This is a genomic window from Acidobacteriota bacterium, from assembly GCA_016196065.1.
Lineage (GTDB): Bacteria > Acidobacteriota > Terriglobia > Terriglobales > Acidobacteriaceae > Acidiflorens.
The window spans coordinates 477,266-492,673 of record JACPYL010000008.1 but is presented as its reverse complement, the minus strand read 5'-3'; the positions used below and the strand labels follow the sequence as shown (position 1 = coordinate 492,673).

Below are 15,408 nucleotides of genomic sequence, written 5' to 3'. Positions count from 1 at the left end.
GCATCGGTTTGAGCTGCGGTGGAGATAACTCCCTCCTCAGGGCGTTAGGACCTTCGGACATAAGCCTATGACGGAAAGTGACCTTATGCACGATTACGGAGGTAATAGACCACTGGGATACAAAAACCTCATCCAGCCCTAATTTTCGGGGTTATTCGAGGCGTTCCCGCGCTTGGTCGCGCTACACTGGACGCTAGGCGGGGGAGCTGTCCGTCCAAAATTTCATACGCCGTATGGATGCGGATTGGCGCGTCTCCGCGGGACCTCGTGATTTGCGATGCAGATTCGCGTACTTTTTTTCGGGATGTTGAAAGACCTGCTCGGACGGTCGAGCGATGCGCTGGAACTCCCGGAAGGAGCCCGTCTTCAAGCCGTCCTCTCCCACTATGTAAGCCAGGCGCCCCGTTTGGAGTCGCTGCTTCCATCGCTGGCGCTGTCTGTAAATCAGGAGTATTCCGGTCCAGAAAAAGTTCTACGGAGCGGCGACGAAGTTGGATTGCTTCCGCCGGTGAGTGGAGGCTCGGTCGCGGCCAGCGTGCTACCGTGCGTTCGCATTGTGCGGGAACCAATATCCACGCAGGCGGAACTCGATCGCACCAAGCTCCCGCAGGATGGCGCGGCGGTGGTCTTCGAAGGTGTGGTCCGCGACAACACGCGTGGGCGTCGTACCCTCTACCTCGACTATGAGTCCTACGAAGCCATGGCGCTGAAGCAGATGGAGGCGCTCTGCGAGGATGCCAAGGCTCGCTTTGCCGTAAGGGCAGTGACCCTCGTGCATCGTCTGGGTCACCTGGAAATCGGTGAGACGAGCGTGCTGATCGTGGTAGCATCCGCACACCGTGGGCCTGCATTTGAGGCTTGCCGCTGGATCATCGACACCTTGAAGAAGACGGTTCCCATCTGGAAGAAAGAATATTTCGAGGACGGAGCTGTGTGGGCAGACGGTGAGCCCTTTCCCGAAGAAATCGCTCGTCCCGCAGGCGCAACCAGAGGGCAGCCTGCATCCAAATGATTGTCCCCGCATGAAATTTCTTGGCGTAGCCCTGATCCTCGGTGTCACAAGCCTGGCCTGTCTGGCGCAGGATCCGGAAACCACTCTCAAGGTTGATGTCAAACTAGTTAACGTCTTCGTAACCGTCACCGATGCCCACGGCGGGCCGGTGGCGAGCCTGCAAAAAGAAAACTTCCTATTGAAGGAAGACGGCAAGGAACAGAAGATCGCAATCTTCAGCCGCGAGTCCGCGATACCGCTATCGATCGTGCTCGCGATTGATACCAGCTTGAGCACCAAGAAAGATCTTCCTCTGGAGCAGGCCGCGGCGCACAAATTCGCGCACACCATTGTTCGCCCACAAGACGGGCTCGCGGTTTACAAGTTCAGTGAAGAAGTCACGCAGGTGGTGCCGTTCACCGCTGACCTTGGCCGCATCGACGCCGGCATCGATCATCTTCGCAACGGATCGGCCACGGCATTGTTCGACGTCGTGTTTCTCGGCGCGGAGGCGTTAGGAAAACGGCAGGGAAGAAAGGTGATCGTAGCGGTCACCGATGGCGGAGACACGATCAGCCAGGTCGACTACAAACAAGCGCTGCGCGCAGCCCAGGAATCCGAAGCAATTATCTACAGCGTCATCATCGTCCCGATCGAAGCCAGCGCTGGACGCGACACGGGGGGCGAACATGCCCTGATTCAGTTTTCTGAAGACACGGGCGGCAAATATTACTACGCAAGCTCACTGCAACAGCTGGACGAAGCCTTCCGCCAGATCAGCGACGAACTCCGCACCCAATACCTTCTCGCGTACTATCCCTCGCAGCGCGAGTCGTTCGCCGATTTCCGCCACATCCAAATCGACTTGACCAACCCTCCCGCCGGAGGTCCCTACCGGGCCCGCTACCGCGCGGGATACTACACCACGAAAGACTCGTTCTAGGAGCATGGGATCTTACGGGTCAGCGCTGCCCACCCCTTCTTTTTGAAACCTATCGCTTAAGGCATAGTTCCCATATTTCCCATACACCTCGCCGCCACTGCCCCCGCATCTAGTAAACTGTTCTATCCATTATTGAAGCGGTTGAAGCTCAGACCCTAGCACCGCAGAATTGGCTTCGACGTTCTGCTCCCAGGAGAGTGTTGCTTTGTTATCCAAGCCCGTGTTGTGGCGGCGGTTGTTTCGCCCGATTTCCTTCTGCTTGCTTACATTTGCCCTGTTTAGTTTGCCCTCGCCTGCGCAGGACGCGCCTGCTACTCCTCAGGATGCCCCCGCGGCAACCGAGGCTCCTGCGTCCACTGAGGCCCCTGCAGGCACCGTCCAGGGCACGGTGAAGGACGTCGACGGCAATCCGATCGAAGGGGCACGCGTCCTGTTCCGTTCCAAACTGGAAGGCACCAGTACGGTGGTCCGTTCCGGCAAGAATGGCGCTTATGTTTCAGAGGGATTGGCGCCCGGGGACTACCTGGTGCAGGTGAATGCGCGCAACCTACAGATTTCCGAAACTCATATCACCGTGAAGGTGGGAGCGGCTGCCGTCGCCGACTTCAAACTGGAGGGGATCAATCCCGGGCCAGTTCGGCTGGAAAGTCGCCGGCCAGGGGAACTGGTCGATTCGATGCCGATCAACGGCCGCGCTACTGTAAGCCTCGCCCGGACAGATCCCGGCGTGCAGGTCGTCGATGGCTCGATACTGGATTCTGGCAAGAGTGGTTACCAGGCGCTCTCCCTCAACAGTCAGTACGGGCGCACCGTCCATTACGACTTCGACGAAGTCGAAGCAATGGACGAAACCAGGGGCGGGGCAATCGCCAACTTGCCTGCCGAAGCGGTCAACGAATTGATTGTGACCCGGACTTTGCCGGAAGTATTTCAGTCGCTGAACGCGGCGGGATCCGTTCGTCTGACGACGCGCTCTGGGGGCGACGATTGGCATGGCAATCTGTTCGGGAACTTCCGCGACCGCAAGATAGGACTCGCAGGCTTTCCTTCGGGTGATCCGAAATACAGCCGCCAGCACTATGGGTTTGGAGCGGGCGGGGCGTTGATCAAAGATAAAGCATTCCTATATTTCGGCGGCGAGCGCACCAAGGACGACGGCGTGTTGCCGTTCTACCAGGGGTTTCCTGCCAACTTTCTGAGCACGCGTCAGGCGCCGTTCCGTGAAAACATGCTGACCGCTCGCCTCGACTACAACTGGTCGGAAAACGCGAAGTGGTTTGCCCGCTACAGTTATAACAACGCCAACGGATTAGGGCCGACCGATAGCCTGGCCAAGCTGCGGAATCAGATCAATGTGCCGTCCGCGGTGTTTGGTTTGGACTGGAACCGAGGCCGATTCGCGCACAGCGGGCGCTTCGGGTATCAGAAGCTGGTCAACTCCCTCAATCCGGCGTTAGGTGGGGACTCCCTCGTTATCCCCGAAGCTCCGTTTCACCTGCAGATAGGATCTTTCGAGGCGGGGCCGAACTCGCAGGGACCGCGGCAAACGATTCAACGTGATTTGTTCGGGCGCTACGATGGCAGCACGCCGTTCCACGACCGGCACACGTTCCGTTTTGGCGGTGCCATTCATCGGATCGAACAGGGCGATTTCTATTCACCCGGAATCGTTGGACCGTCGGTGACCAGTTCCAATGGCATCGATGTGATTACCGCCATCAACAATGATCCGACTCTGTCGGGCGGTGCCGAGAATCCGCTGAATTATCCAGTGGGAACCATCACCATCTACAACGGGCTAGGAAATTTCAGCGAACATTCTGCTTTCAATCGTTCGACGGGCGGCCACACGGATAATCGCATCGAACTCTATGCCGCCGATACTTTCAAGCTCTATCCAAACCTCAACATCTTCGTAGGCGTAAATTACGCGCGCGATACGAATCGCACCAATAGCGATCTCGGCGTGATCCCATGTTCGTCGATCAATACGGATATCGTTCCGAACTCTGACAAGATCTGCACGGGCGGCACGCCGCTACTGGATCAGTTTGGCGACGTAAAGGGCTTGGGCAATCGTGTGAGTCAGCCCAACTGGAATTTCGCTCCGCAAGCCGGTGTCGCATGGGATCCGGGCCGCAATGGCCGGACCGTGATTCGCGCGGGCGGCGGATTGTTCTACGACAACTTCCTTCTTCAGAACGCCTATCAGGATCGCATCAGCCGATTGTCGCAGGGGCAGTACTTCCGCAGCCTGAATCTTTGTCCGGCGTCAACGGTGCTCTTTCCGGATGGTTCGGCCGTAAACTCAGTCGCGACAGACGGAGTAAGTATCGGCTCGCTCTGTGGACAGCCGATCGGGGGCACGGTACAGGGAGCGGACGGACCAGTGCTGGTCGCGGATGCGATCCAGCATCTTCAGCAGCAATATCTGGACGCGCAGTCTTCCGTGACTGGCGGGAATAATATTTACTCGCTCGCAAACAGTCTCGCCAACTTTGGCGGGACGCTGGCGCCGAATTTCCGAACCCCGCGAGTGTTGCACATGAGCGCCGGGATCCAGCACCAACTAGGCGAGCGCAGCATGTTCTCGCTGGACTACGTGCGCGAGATCGGCACGCAATATCCGCTCGGGATCGACACCAACCACGTGGGCGATGCGCGGCATCTGGATTCCGCGGCGGCCCTGGCGGCAATTAACGCCACGGTAACGCAGGCTGGATGTACGCCCGCTGGCTCTGCTGGCAGCGAGTCGCAGGCAGCTGTGCAGTGCTATATCAATGCGGTTCCCGGAGCGAGCATTGTTAACTTCGCCCGCAATGGACTCGATTCTGGAAATGCGTTCTGCGGTCCGTTCCCGTGTTCCGTGCTTGGCTTACCGGAGCCCGCGTTCGGTGGAATTCATGCGACCGCAATCGACCCCGCCGATCCGACGAAATTGCAGTACCTGGGATCGAACGTGATGTACTTCCCGAGCGGGCGCACGAAGTATGTCGGCGTGCATGCCACGTTTCGGACTTCGGGAGATCGCCTGGCGCGCGGCATCCGGCACTGGGATCTGGCGGTTGCCTATACCTATTCGAAATATCAAAGCAACGTCGCGGCGGCGGATGGCAGCGGCGGCGATTTCTCGATTCTCAGCCGGGCGGAAGATTACATCCGCCCGCACGTCGGTCATTTTGGATCGTCCGGACTCGACCGGCGCAACATGTTTACGTTTGCGCCCACCTTTGACTTGCCGCACGGACCGCGGCTTTCCATCATTGCCCAGATGGCCTCTCCGCTGGAGTTGAGCGCGCGCCTTCCGCAACTGGACGGCGGTGGAGTGGCCGGAGAAATCTTTCGGACCGACGCCACCGGTGATGGTACTGTCGGCGATCTTCTTCCCGGAACGAGCGTTGGCGGTCTGGGCGGATATTCGGGTAGCGATTTGGGTAATGCCATCGCAATCTATAACAAGAACTACGCCGGCCGGTTGACCTCGGCCAGCGCGGCGCTGGTCAGCCAGAATGGGACGATCGCTCCGTTGTTCACCTCCGACCAGCTTTCGAAACTGGGTGCGCTCTATCCCTTCGTCTGCGCGGGTCCGGCACAGCCCGGATGTCCGGCGTTGCCGCACAATCCGGCGCAGACGACCTGGCTCAAGACGGTTGATCTACGCTTCAGCTGGCCGTTTCGAATTGGGGAGCGGGTCCGGGTGGAACCGAACGTAGCTGCCTTCAACATAGCGAATTTCGCGAACTTTGGAGGCGCGGGCCGTCAGTTGAACGGCGTGCTTGACGGTTCACCGGGCAGTTCGTTGAATGGCGCCAGCTCTCCAGGCACCTGCGGAAACTCAAGCGCGCTCTGCACTTCGCGCCTGGATCGAATCATGCCCGGCTCGGGGACCTACGCACTCGGAGCGCCCCGGCAAATTGAATTTGGGGTGAAGATTACTTTCTGATCGGTTACCGGTGAATTTGTCCGCGCAATTGTTTGGAGAGCTTTTCAATTCTCTTCAACTTGTCGAGGGCATCGCTCGGTAGCAGGCCTTTCTTCATGAGTTCAATGTCCCCGGGGATACTGGCGGCGAGTGCCGACATTTCCTTTGCTTCGCGTTCCATCGCGACGCCATCTGTACGTGGAATCGGGAGTTTTCGCTCCTGCGATTTTTGCGCTTCCTCATGCACGGCGGGCTCTGGCGGCGTAGGAAACCCGTGACGAACTTGCCCGCCGGATCCAGTCGTCATCACGATTGCGATCAACAGAATTTCCAAGCCAAGCGCGCCCAGCACGTTTCGTTGCATCGAAGCCTCCTGAAGAGCACTCCCTCTGGCGCGCCGCCGGCGTGCACAAATGCGTGCCCACGGCCCCAGATCCTGCAATAGACTGCAGCCTTTCCCGGAGATTCTAGCCCGAAAATCGTGGTCCAGCATTTCTCTTGCCGGCTAGCGTAGATTTTTTGGAAAAAGAAGGGTCCTGGGGCGCGTTCCGGCATCCAAAAGAGACCATTTCTGTGCTGGACGAACCCAACGCTCGATCAGGAGGTCCGGTCATGCTCGCAACCAATCATGAAATCGATGTGCCCCGTGCGTTGATCTCCAGTTTGGAGGATGCGCGACGCCGGACCGACGCGCTGTTTGATATCGTCCGTCCTGACTCGCTGTACGAGCGCCCCATCCGCGAACGGCACCGGATTATTTTCTACATCGGGCACCTGGAAGCCTTTGATCGAAATCTTCTCCGGGGAAGATCGCTTTCTCTTCCTGACACTTCTGCCCAGCTCGATCGATTGTTCGCATTCGGGATCGATCCGGTCGGGGGCGGTCTACCCACCGACCAGCCATCCGACTGGCCAAAGGTCGAACAGGTACGGCAGTACGTCCGGCGGGTACGCGAGGAACTGGATGAACGCCTTCAGAAACTAGCGCAGGGAACTGGAGGGAGTGACGGAGAATTCTCCCCGGCGCTGCTCCTGAATGTGGCGATCGAGCATCGTTTGATGCACGCCGAGACGCTCGCTTACATGCTGCATCGTTTGCCATACGAGCGGAAGATCGCTCCTGCGGATATCCCGCGCATTTCGGCTGGAGCGCGCGCTTCGGGAATGATTGAAATTCCTTCCGGTGCGGTTGCCCTTGGCCTGTCTCGCTCCGACAATGCTTTCGGATGGGATAACGAATACGAACGCCACGCGGTCGAAGTTCCCGGTTTTGCGATTGAACGTTACAAGACAACCAATGCCGAATACCTGGGATTCCTCAACGAGGGGGGCTACGCCAATCAAAAATTGTGGAGCGACGCGGATTGGGTGTGGAAAGAGTCGAGCGGCATTTCGCATCCAGCATTTTGGGAGAAACAGGATCACGGTGCCCCGTGGTTCTGGAAGGGGATGTTCTCTGCGATTCCTTTGCCGCTTGATTGGCCTGTGTATGTGAGCCATGCCGAGGCGAGTGCCTACGCACGTTGGGCAGGGAAGAGCCTGCCCAATGAAGCACAGTGGCAGAGGGCAGTGTATGGAGCGCAGGACGGACAATCCAGAAAGTATCCCTGGGGTGCACAGTCACCTGATGCGTCCCGCGGCAATTTTGATTTTGCGCATTGGGATCCTGTTTCAGTGGCTGCCCATCCTGCTGGTGCTAGCGTTTTTGGCCCGGAAGACATACTCGGTAACGGTTGGGAGTGGACGTCGACGGTGTTCGCGCCGTTCCGCGGGTTTGAAACATTTTCGTTTTATCCGGGATATTCCGCCGACTTTTTCGATGGCAAGCATTTCGTAATCAAAGGCGCATCGTCGCGCACGGCTGCATGTATGTTGCGGCCTTCGTTTCGTAACTGGTTCCAGGCGCATTACCAGTACGTCTATGCAGGATTTCGCTGTGTGAGCAACCGGCTCGCGTGAGGACCGAATGATTTTGCGACAGACAGTTACGACCACTGCCGATCCCATCGCTGAATTTGCCGCTGAGGTGCGCGAGGGCTTGCTCCGTCCCGGCCAGAAAGAATTGCCATCGAAATACCTGTATGACGAAGTCGGTTCCGCGCTCTTCGAAGTGATCAGTGCGCTTCCCGAGTACGGGCTCACGCGCGCTGACGAGCGTCTGCTGCGAGAGAATGCGGGAGAGATAGTGGCCAGAGTCAAGTCTCCCGTGGTGGTCGCGGAACTCGGCAGCGGGAGCGGCAAAAAAACTCGCTACCTGCTCGAAGCACTCGATCGCCGGCAGCAAACACGCTATTGTCCGATCGAAATTTCGCATTCCGCGCTGACCATGTGTGCGCGTGAGCTGGGCGATATTGAGCACATCAGCATCGTGGGCTTCGAGAGTGAATATCTCGACGGCCTGCTCGAAGTGGCTGACAACCGGCGCCCGGGCGAACACTTGCTGGTGCTGTTTCTGGGAAGTACCATCGGAAATTTTGACCGTCCGGCGGACGTTAAATTTCTGCGCGCAGTGCGGCGCACCCTGCAGCCGGGAGACTTCCTGCTTCTCGGCACGGACCTCATCAAGCCGACTCCGCAGATGCTCGACGCCTACGACGACTGTCTCGGGGTTACCGCGGCATTCAACCTGAACCTTCTGGCGCGTATCAACCGCGAACTGGGCGGAAATTTTGCGCTACCGCATTTTCGTCACGAAGCGCGCTACAACCCCGAGACGCGCAGCATCGAAATGCATCTCCGGTCGGAACGCTACCAGAACGTCACCATCTCTCGCGCCGGCCTCACCGTAACGTTCCGCGAAGGCGAAACCATTTGGACGGAGAGCAGCCACAAATACTCCCGGCCGGAGCTTTTGCAATTGGCAATGGCGGCAGGGTTTCGCTGCGATCAGCAATGGGTGGATGACGAATGGCCGTTTGCAGAAACACTGTTACGCGCAGAGTGATCGCCGCAAACCGAGGCCAATCACTTACAAATCATCATCCATGCGGTGAGCCCGCCGTGCATTGTCCACAGGATGGTGCGTGGCCAGTTTGTTGCAACCAGGCTGCTACGAAATCTACTGCGGGCTTGCCGCCCTTAGGCGTTCGTAGGTCTTGACTTCTCGTTGGGCAGCGGCGGTCTGGCCCATCTGGGTGTACACGTCGGCCAAAGCCATGTGAGCATCCGCCGACTGAGGGTTGAGTTTGGATGCGCGGGTGAGTTTGACGAGCGCCGCATCTGTGCGTCCCTGCATCAGAAGCAGTCGGCCGTAGCTAAAGGTCGCCTCGAAATGAGTGGGATCGAGTTCAATCGCTTTTGCGTACTCCTTCATCGCAGCCGGTATTTGCCCTAGGCGCAAGTGCACAGTACCAGTGATGCTGTGCAGATTGGCGGAACTGGGCAGACAGACCACGGCAGCCTGCATCTCGCGGAGTGCTTCATCGAGTTTGCCTAAGTAGATGAAAGCGAGCCCAAGTTGGTAGTGCCCGGAGGGAGAGTCGGGAAATTGCTCCGATGCCGAGCGCAGAAACGGTACCGCATCGTCGAACTTCCCTTCATGGATGAGCGCAACGCCGAGGTTATATTGAGCGCCGGGCAGGTCGGGGTTGTGGGCCACAATATCGCGAAGTTCCGTGATCTGCTGGTCGTAATGGCCTTCTTCCCCCTTGATCAAAGCGCGGTGATATCGATTCGCCACGTCGACCAAATCCTTGGGATCGATGGCGGCCTTTCCGCTCTTCTGTACCGCGTTGTTCTCGCTCGCCAGATAGCCCAGTGCACGCAGTTTTTCGACCACGCTTGGATCTAGTTTTGCATTCTTGTTGCGGGTGCTGCTGGTTTTCTGCAGGAAGCCCGAAACCTGTGTATCCAGGGTGTCGGCGACGGCCTGAGAGGATGACGCCAGATTGTTGCTGGTCGAAGGGTCCAAGGGCAAATCGTAGAGTTCTCGTTTCGGAGATTGCACGTAGAGATACTTCCCCGAACGCCAGGATCTCAATTCACTGGCGCCAAAGACGCGCCGCGCATAGCTTGACGATGAAAAGATGGCTCGATCCGAGTCTTTCGGTTTGTCCTTTTCTTTCTGGTTGCCCGGAGAGGATTCGTCTGACTCGAGTAGCGAGAAGAGCGAGCTACCTTGCATGGTGGCGGGCACAGTCATGCCGGCGGCTTGAAGCAAGGTGGGGGCGAGGTCGACCAGCGCGACGCGGGGATCCACCTTTCGTCCAGCAAGTTTCTGCTGCGGTAACTTCAATAGGAGCGGCACACGAATGGTTTCGTCGTACAGGAACATGCCATGCCGTTCCTCGCCATGTTCTCCAAAGGCTTCGCCATGGTCGGCAGCGATCGCGATCAGGGAATTATCAAACAGGCCGCGCTGGCGGAGCGCATCGACCAGGCGTCCGACTACCGAGTCCGTGTAGGCGATCTCGCCGTCGTAAGGTGCTTCGGGATAGCGTTCTTTGAACGGGGAGGGCGGGTCATAGGGATCGTGTGCATCGTAGAAATGTAACCAGATAAAGAATGGTCCTTGCGGAGTCTGGCTCAACCAGCGAAGGGCTCGGTCGGCAACATCTCCCGCCCGACGTTCGATGCTGTGGTACCGATCGTCCCCGGGAGCAGCGTCGTGAAAATCAGTGTCGTATAAATCGAACCCTCGGTCGAAGCCCGGCGCCGTACCTCCTTTTGCGTCGAGAATATTGGCGCCGAGAAAGGCAGCCGTGTGATAGCCGCGCTGGTGAAGCAGGGAGGGCACCCAAGGCAGATCCTTGGCGAGAGGCATACCCAGGTCTTCGAGCTGATTAAACTGCGGATAGGTTCCCGTCAGCATGGCTGCGTGGGAAGGAGTCGTTAGAGGCACCTGGGAGTACGCGCGGACGAAGATCGCACTCTGCTGCGCCAGGGCATCGAGATTGGGTGTCAATCCCCGCTTGGATCCGAGAAAGCCCATGCGGTCAGCCCGCGTGGTATCGAGCGTGATCAGGATCAGATTGGGTGCTTTTGCTGCTTTGAGGGTGTCCCCCTTGGCATTCTTCGGTGGGGTGGCCAAGGCATACTGCGCAACCAGAACAATCAGGAGAAACCGTGCGAGGGCCTGCATAGCCGATGGAATGGAGTCTAGCATACGGCTTCTATCAACGCGCCCGAATCTGAGCGCCATGGGGAATTGATCTGGCAAAAAAAACTCCCCGCCGTGAGGCAGGGAGTGTAGTAGGAAAGCCAAAACTATTTCTAGCGCATGCCGATCGAGGACTTCTTGCCAGGAGCCTGATGTCCGAGCGGGTTGCAAGCGCCGTTGGTGGTCGTGAAAGGCTGATTGGTCTGGAAAGCGCCGGTGGTCAAGCCGTCAAACGTTCCATAAAGATCAAACAAATGGGTGCTGTTCTTGAAGGTGAAGTTGGCCTGGATGCCATACGCAAAACCGCCAACGTACGGATAGACGATCTGGGTACCAACTTTGCCGGGACCACCCGAAATCAGGGTGCCGGAGCCGGCGCCGATACAAAATGCGTCCCACAGACCGACGACTTCGTTGCCCTGGATTCCGCCAACGTGAACCTGGGTGGCCTGGATGACGTCGCAGAAGTTAGTAAAGTGATAGCACTTCGGTCCGGCGGCTTGGGCGCCCGGAACCATCAGGGCTGCAACGGCGAGAACTGCGAGACAAATCGCGAACTTCTTCATTTTGTGTTTCCTCCTGGAAGTAAATGCATGAACCACAGTTGTTGTTGTCCGTCAGCTACAACCGCTTGATTCGAGATCGTAGTCATCCGCGCATGAATGTGTGTTCGTGGACGTCTTTACCTGGAAGTTGAAGTCGTGCTAACGGAAAGTCTACTGTTTGCTTGCGGGTCCGGGGAAAAACCCGTACATGCGAGGAGCATCATGGAACAAGCGTGTTCTGTTGTCAAGGAAGGAATTCGAATTTTTCGCAAGAATGTTCGCAAGTGATAAAGACTTTCAGCCATGAGGTTCACAGAGGTGCATTAGTTTGCGATATATGTGCGAACTTGCGGTCGTTCTCGCCGCAAAGCCAAGCTGCTGGCCGGATTCCGCGATTGCGGATTCGTACCGAAAATCGCGAAACAAGCCTGTCTTCATTTTGATTTTGGAGTTTGAGCTGTTTTCTTGCTCGGCGTTTTCGCGGCAGCGGGCGGCGAATTTTGTTTTCCTGGCAGTCGGCAGATTGCAGGTAGTTGAAAGAGTTTGAGGTTAGGCTTCTCGAGGCTTACATCGGAGTAGCTCATTGTAAACTTGGGTCTCGCCGAAGGCTCGATTTCCATTTTGATCGGGAAACCCTTCAAGTCTTCCGCCTCCCAGAGTTTCATCTTGATGGTGACGCCACCCTCTTTTGGCTTGACGATATAGTTCTCCACTTTGCAGGAGTGACCGTCGACTGTTTCCTTCTCCTCCGCCGGCGAAGCCGCCGCCGGGACCCGTTCCACAATGATGTCTTCGCCAGTGTAGGCAAAGAACGGATACGTGGTCATATCCAAAAGCGTCATGCGCCCGCATTGGTTCGGCTTAACCCCATCCAGGGGCCTTATGTACCAGCCGTTCTTGTCCTTGAGGTTACCCAGTCGAATCTCGTTCTCGTGCGCGAACTCGCTTCGCCATTGGTTTCCGGAACGATACACCTTCAAATTGTTCCACTTGAGCGGGCTGCCGCTGACCGAGGCTGAAAATTGCTGGAACGCGTCAAGCGGGTTTTGGGCGTGAATGAACGTGACAGCAAACAAAACCAGCCCTGCAAAACCGAGTATCTTGTGACGACGCATTGAGTTTTTTTCTCCAGAACAACGTGTTTCGAGAATATCGCATGACCGTAGTTTTGCAAATAACGCCATTGGCGCTGTGTTTGCAGCGTCTATACTAAATGCGTCTGGATTGAAGTTGAGGTAGGCCTGCAATTTTGCCTGGACATTGTGGGCATCACAGCCAAACGAGGGGTGGAATGGATAACCGTAGCGGTTCTTGTCACACAGGAGATTTCCGGTTGACGATTCGAGCAAGATTTGCGGTCCGTTGTTTCTTGATGACGCTTTTGGTCTGCATTGGTGGTTCGGCCCAAACGGCGCCAACCGCTCCAGATGACGTCATGCGACGTCTGGAGCCAAAGATACGAGCGATTTTCTCGGTGCCGCCGCAAATAAGGATCATCATGAACCCGCTCCAACCCAGCGACATTCCGGGCTATGACACGCTGAACGTCACGTTCGACGATCCACAAAATAGGAGGGATTTCGAATTTCTCCTTGCCCGCGACCACAAGACACTGCTTCGCATTTTCCACATCGACATGAACAAAGATCCCTATGCCGAAATGATGAAGAGTATCGATGTCAACGGGCGCCCCACACGCGGCGCCAAGGACGCCAAGGTTGTTGCCGTCACCTATGACGATTTCCAGTGCCCGTTCTGCTCGCGCATGCACGCGACTCTGTTTCCCACGCTGCTCCAGGAGTATGGCGATCGCGTCCTGTTTATCTACAAGGACTTCCCGCTTGAGGATAATCATCCGTGGGCGCTTCACGCAGCCATCGATGCGAACTGTTTGCTTGCGCAAAACGTCGATGCGTACTGGGATTTCTCCGACGCTATCCACAGCAATCAAAAAGAATTCAATGACATGAAAGTTCTCGCCACGCAGGCTGCCGCGCTCGATAAAGCGGCCGCAGCGCGCGGCCCGAAGTTCCATCTCGACGCGACGAAACTGCAGGCTTGTATTAAGGCACAGAGCGACAAAGCAGTGCGCGCGTCGCAGCTTGAAGGGCAGGCGTTGGGAGTGACAGCGACTCCCGAGACCTTCGTGAATGGCCGCAAGATCGACGGAGCGCTGCCCATCGACGACATTCGAGCAGCTCTGGATAATGCCCTGCGCGACGCAGGGGTTGCGCCTCCCGAGCATAAGGCAACTGCGGGTGGCGCGAAATAGCTATTCGTAACGCGCAACGAGTAACTCTGGATATCTTGTCGGATTTGGTGACCTGATCTAACGTGTCTCTAGCGCGTCTTTTGATGCGCATCCGAGGTATCGGGCGTCCAGCGTCGCCACTCTGGACGCCCTTAAATTTTTGGACAAAAAAAGAGGCGCACCCCCTTCGAGGTACGCCTCTGCGATTGACGTCTTAAATTCCCTTACGCTTGCACGTTCACGGAACCACTCTGCGCCGAGCTGCTCGCAGCCGATTCAGTCAGGTTCAGGACGAGCTGGTAGCTACTGGCTCCATTGTCCACGTTGATGGAAACGGATTCACCGCCGTTTTGCTGCTGTACGTCAATGCTGACGTGGCCAGAGGTGCTCCCTCCCAGATTGATGATGATCTCAGGAGGTCCGCTTGGCCCGCCCACGCCGCCGGTGGATGGCGGTAACGTGGTTGGCGGAAGCGTTCCCTGGGGCGGGATAGTAGGCGGCAATGTCCCCACCGGCGTCGGCGGCAACGGCCCAGGTGCCGGCGTCGGCGGCAAAGGTCCGGGTGCTGGCGTCGGCGGCAGAGTACCTACGCTATGCCCGTGGCCCTGGAAAGTGCTCGCCAAAGCGTCGAATGCGGTCTGTGCGCCAGCCAGATCGCCGGAAGCAAGGGCTTGACCGATAGCGGCGAAGTCCTGTGCGCGGTCAGCCCGGTGGAACGTCTCGCCATTTACCAGCGGACCATTCTTACCAAGTGCTACAAGTGCGTCGTACGCCTTCTGTACGGCCGCAGCGTCGCCGGACTGTAGTGCCGCACCCAATTGCTGCAGGGCAGCCTTCCGGTCATGGAAGAAGATCTGCCGTTCATTGTGGATCGACTCGGGAGGAAGTGGTCCGGATGTTCCCTGGGAACCGTTGATGACGACCACCACCGACGGACTCTGGACGGCAACATCCTCGGTCGTACGAGCTTTGTGAAATCCACCCGTGGTCCGATGGTGTCGAAAGCCCTGCAACTCCTGCAGAATCGATGCTTTGTCTGAGATTGGCTGTGTGGACATATGCTCTCCGTTGTACTTGCTCGGACGGGCAATGCAGATGAGATGGCTTGCCGTCTGGCACTCTATCGGTCCTTTGGATGGGAAACTTTAGAGAAGCGGAGAGGTTACGCTGGTTACTTCCACAACAGGTCGACTAGGACCCTTGCGATTTGAGCTGAAAGCCGAGAGCTGACAGCTGGGTTTTATGGTGCGCCCGGAGAGATTCGAACTCCCGGCCTCTTCCTTCGGAGGGAAGCGCTCTATCCAGCTGAGCTACGGGCGCATGTGGACAGTGTACATCGGGTCGCGAGCACCCTCAAATCCGGTCCCGATCCCCACGAATCTGAGCGTAGAGACGCGGCTTGCCGCGTCTCTACTGACCGCTCAACAACCGTCGACGTTCCAGAAACGCTCGCGGTTGTAGTCCATGCGTAACACGCGGTTCTTGGGATCGTGCCGTTTGCCGCATCCGGGGCAAGGAAGGAAGCTGCGGATATGTGTCCCCTGCCGGTCGAAATTCTCGGCGATCGCGAAGGTCGTGCCGCAACTGCACGGGATCAGAAACATTCTGGGCAGGGGTTTCTGATCCTCGCGCGTCTTGGCTTTCGCCTTCTTCATTTA

The 15,408-nt window shown here is 57.4% G+C and carries 12 protein-coding genes and 1 tRNA gene; 6 read left to right on the top strand and 7 right to left on the bottom strand.

Going from position 1 to position 15,408, the window contains the following annotated elements; translation table 11 throughout:
- The first annotated feature begins 277 nt into the window (after window positions 1-277).
- The 3 genes from HY010_03145 to HY010_03135 all read left to right on the top strand — a co-directional run bounded on the left by HY010_03145 (window position 278) and on the right by HY010_03135 (window position 5,877).
- Window positions 278-1,012, top strand: coding sequence for a molybdenum cofactor biosynthesis protein MoaE (locus HY010_03145; protein MBI3474702.1), 735 nt, complete (start codon window positions 278-280; stop codon window positions 1,010-1,012).
- A gap of 10 nt (window positions 1,013-1,022) precedes the next feature.
- On the top strand, window positions 1,023-1,934 hold the full coding sequence (locus tag HY010_03140; GenBank protein MBI3474701.1) for a VWA domain-containing protein: 912 nt from the start codon (window positions 1,023-1,025) through the stop codon (window positions 1,932-1,934).
- Window positions 1,935-2,139: 205 nt separating this feature from the next.
- Complete coding sequence (locus HY010_03135) at window positions 2,140-5,877, top strand: carboxypeptidase regulatory-like domain-containing protein (protein MBI3474700.1); 3,738 nt, start codon at window positions 2,140-2,142, stop codon at window positions 5,875-5,877.
- A gap of 4 nt (window positions 5,878-5,881) precedes the next feature.
- Here the strand turns inward: HY010_03135 and HY010_03130 are convergent, their stop codons facing one another.
- Window positions 5,882-6,220 carry a hypothetical protein gene (locus HY010_03130; protein MBI3474699.1) on the bottom strand — a complete coding sequence of 113 codons (339 nt, stop codon included), beginning with the start codon at window positions 6,218-6,220 and terminating at the stop codon, window positions 5,882-5,884.
- A gap of 248 nt (window positions 6,221-6,468) precedes the next feature.
- Here HY010_03130 and egtB point away from each other — a divergent pair, with 248 nt between their 5' ends.
- Both egtB and egtD read left to right on the top strand, forming a co-directional pair.
- On the top strand, window positions 6,469-7,815 hold the full coding sequence (gene egtB / locus HY010_03125) for an ergothioneine biosynthesis protein EgtB (protein ID MBI3474698.1): 1,347 nt from the start codon (window positions 6,469-6,471) through the stop codon (window positions 7,813-7,815).
- Window positions 7,816-7,822: 7 nt separating this feature from the next.
- The gene (gene egtD, locus HY010_03120) at window positions 7,823-8,800 is read left to right on the top strand and encodes an L-histidine N(alpha)-methyltransferase (protein MBI3474697.1); all 978 of its coding nucleotides are present in this window, start codon (window positions 7,823-7,825) and stop codon (window positions 8,798-8,800) included.
- A gap of 114 nt (window positions 8,801-8,914) precedes the next feature.
- Here egtD and HY010_03115 read toward each other — a convergent pair whose 3' ends face one another.
- From HY010_03115 to HY010_03105, 3 genes are all read right to left on the bottom strand, one after another.
- Complete coding sequence (locus HY010_03115) at window positions 8,915-10,960, bottom strand: sulfatase-like hydrolase/transferase (GenBank protein MBI3474696.1); 2,046 nt, start codon at window positions 10,958-10,960, stop codon at window positions 8,915-8,917.
- A 107-nt stretch (window positions 10,961-11,067) separates the two neighbouring features.
- Window positions 11,068-11,520 (bottom strand): hypothetical protein, encoded by a 453-nt coding sequence (locus tag HY010_03110; protein MBI3474695.1) that lies wholly within the window; start codon window positions 11,518-11,520, stop codon window positions 11,068-11,070.
- A 413-nt stretch (window positions 11,521-11,933) separates the two neighbouring features.
- Window positions 11,934-12,848, bottom strand: coding sequence for a hypothetical protein (locus HY010_03105; GenBank protein ID MBI3474694.1), 915 nt, complete (start codon window positions 12,846-12,848; stop codon window positions 11,934-11,936).
- Between the two features lie 149 nt (window positions 12,849-12,997).
- On the opposite strand from HY010_03105, the gene HY010_03100 reads away from it, so the two are divergent.
- On the top strand, window positions 12,998-13,771 hold the full coding sequence (locus HY010_03100) for a thioredoxin domain-containing protein (protein MBI3474693.1): 774 nt from the start codon (window positions 12,998-13,000) through the stop codon (window positions 13,769-13,771).
- 203 nt (window positions 13,772-13,974) lie between these two features.
- Here the strand turns inward: HY010_03100 and HY010_03095 are convergent, their stop codons facing one another.
- The 3 genes from HY010_03095 to HY010_03085 all read right to left on the bottom strand — a co-directional run bounded on the left by HY010_03095 (window position 13,975) and on the right by HY010_03085 (window position 15,405).
- The gene (locus HY010_03095; GenBank protein MBI3474692.1) at window positions 13,975-14,808 is read right to left on the bottom strand and encodes a hypothetical protein; all 834 of its coding nucleotides are present in this window, start codon (window positions 14,806-14,808) and stop codon (window positions 13,975-13,977) included.
- 185 nt (window positions 14,809-14,993) lie between these two features.
- Window positions 14,994-15,070: transfer RNA gene (locus tag HY010_03090), tRNA-Arg, on the bottom strand.
- A gap of 101 nt (window positions 15,071-15,171) precedes the next feature.
- Window positions 15,172-15,405, bottom strand: a complete 234-nt coding sequence (locus HY010_03085; protein ID MBI3474691.1) for a hypothetical protein — start codon at window positions 15,403-15,405, stop codon at window positions 15,172-15,174.
- Window positions 15,406-15,408: the final 3 nt, after the last annotated feature.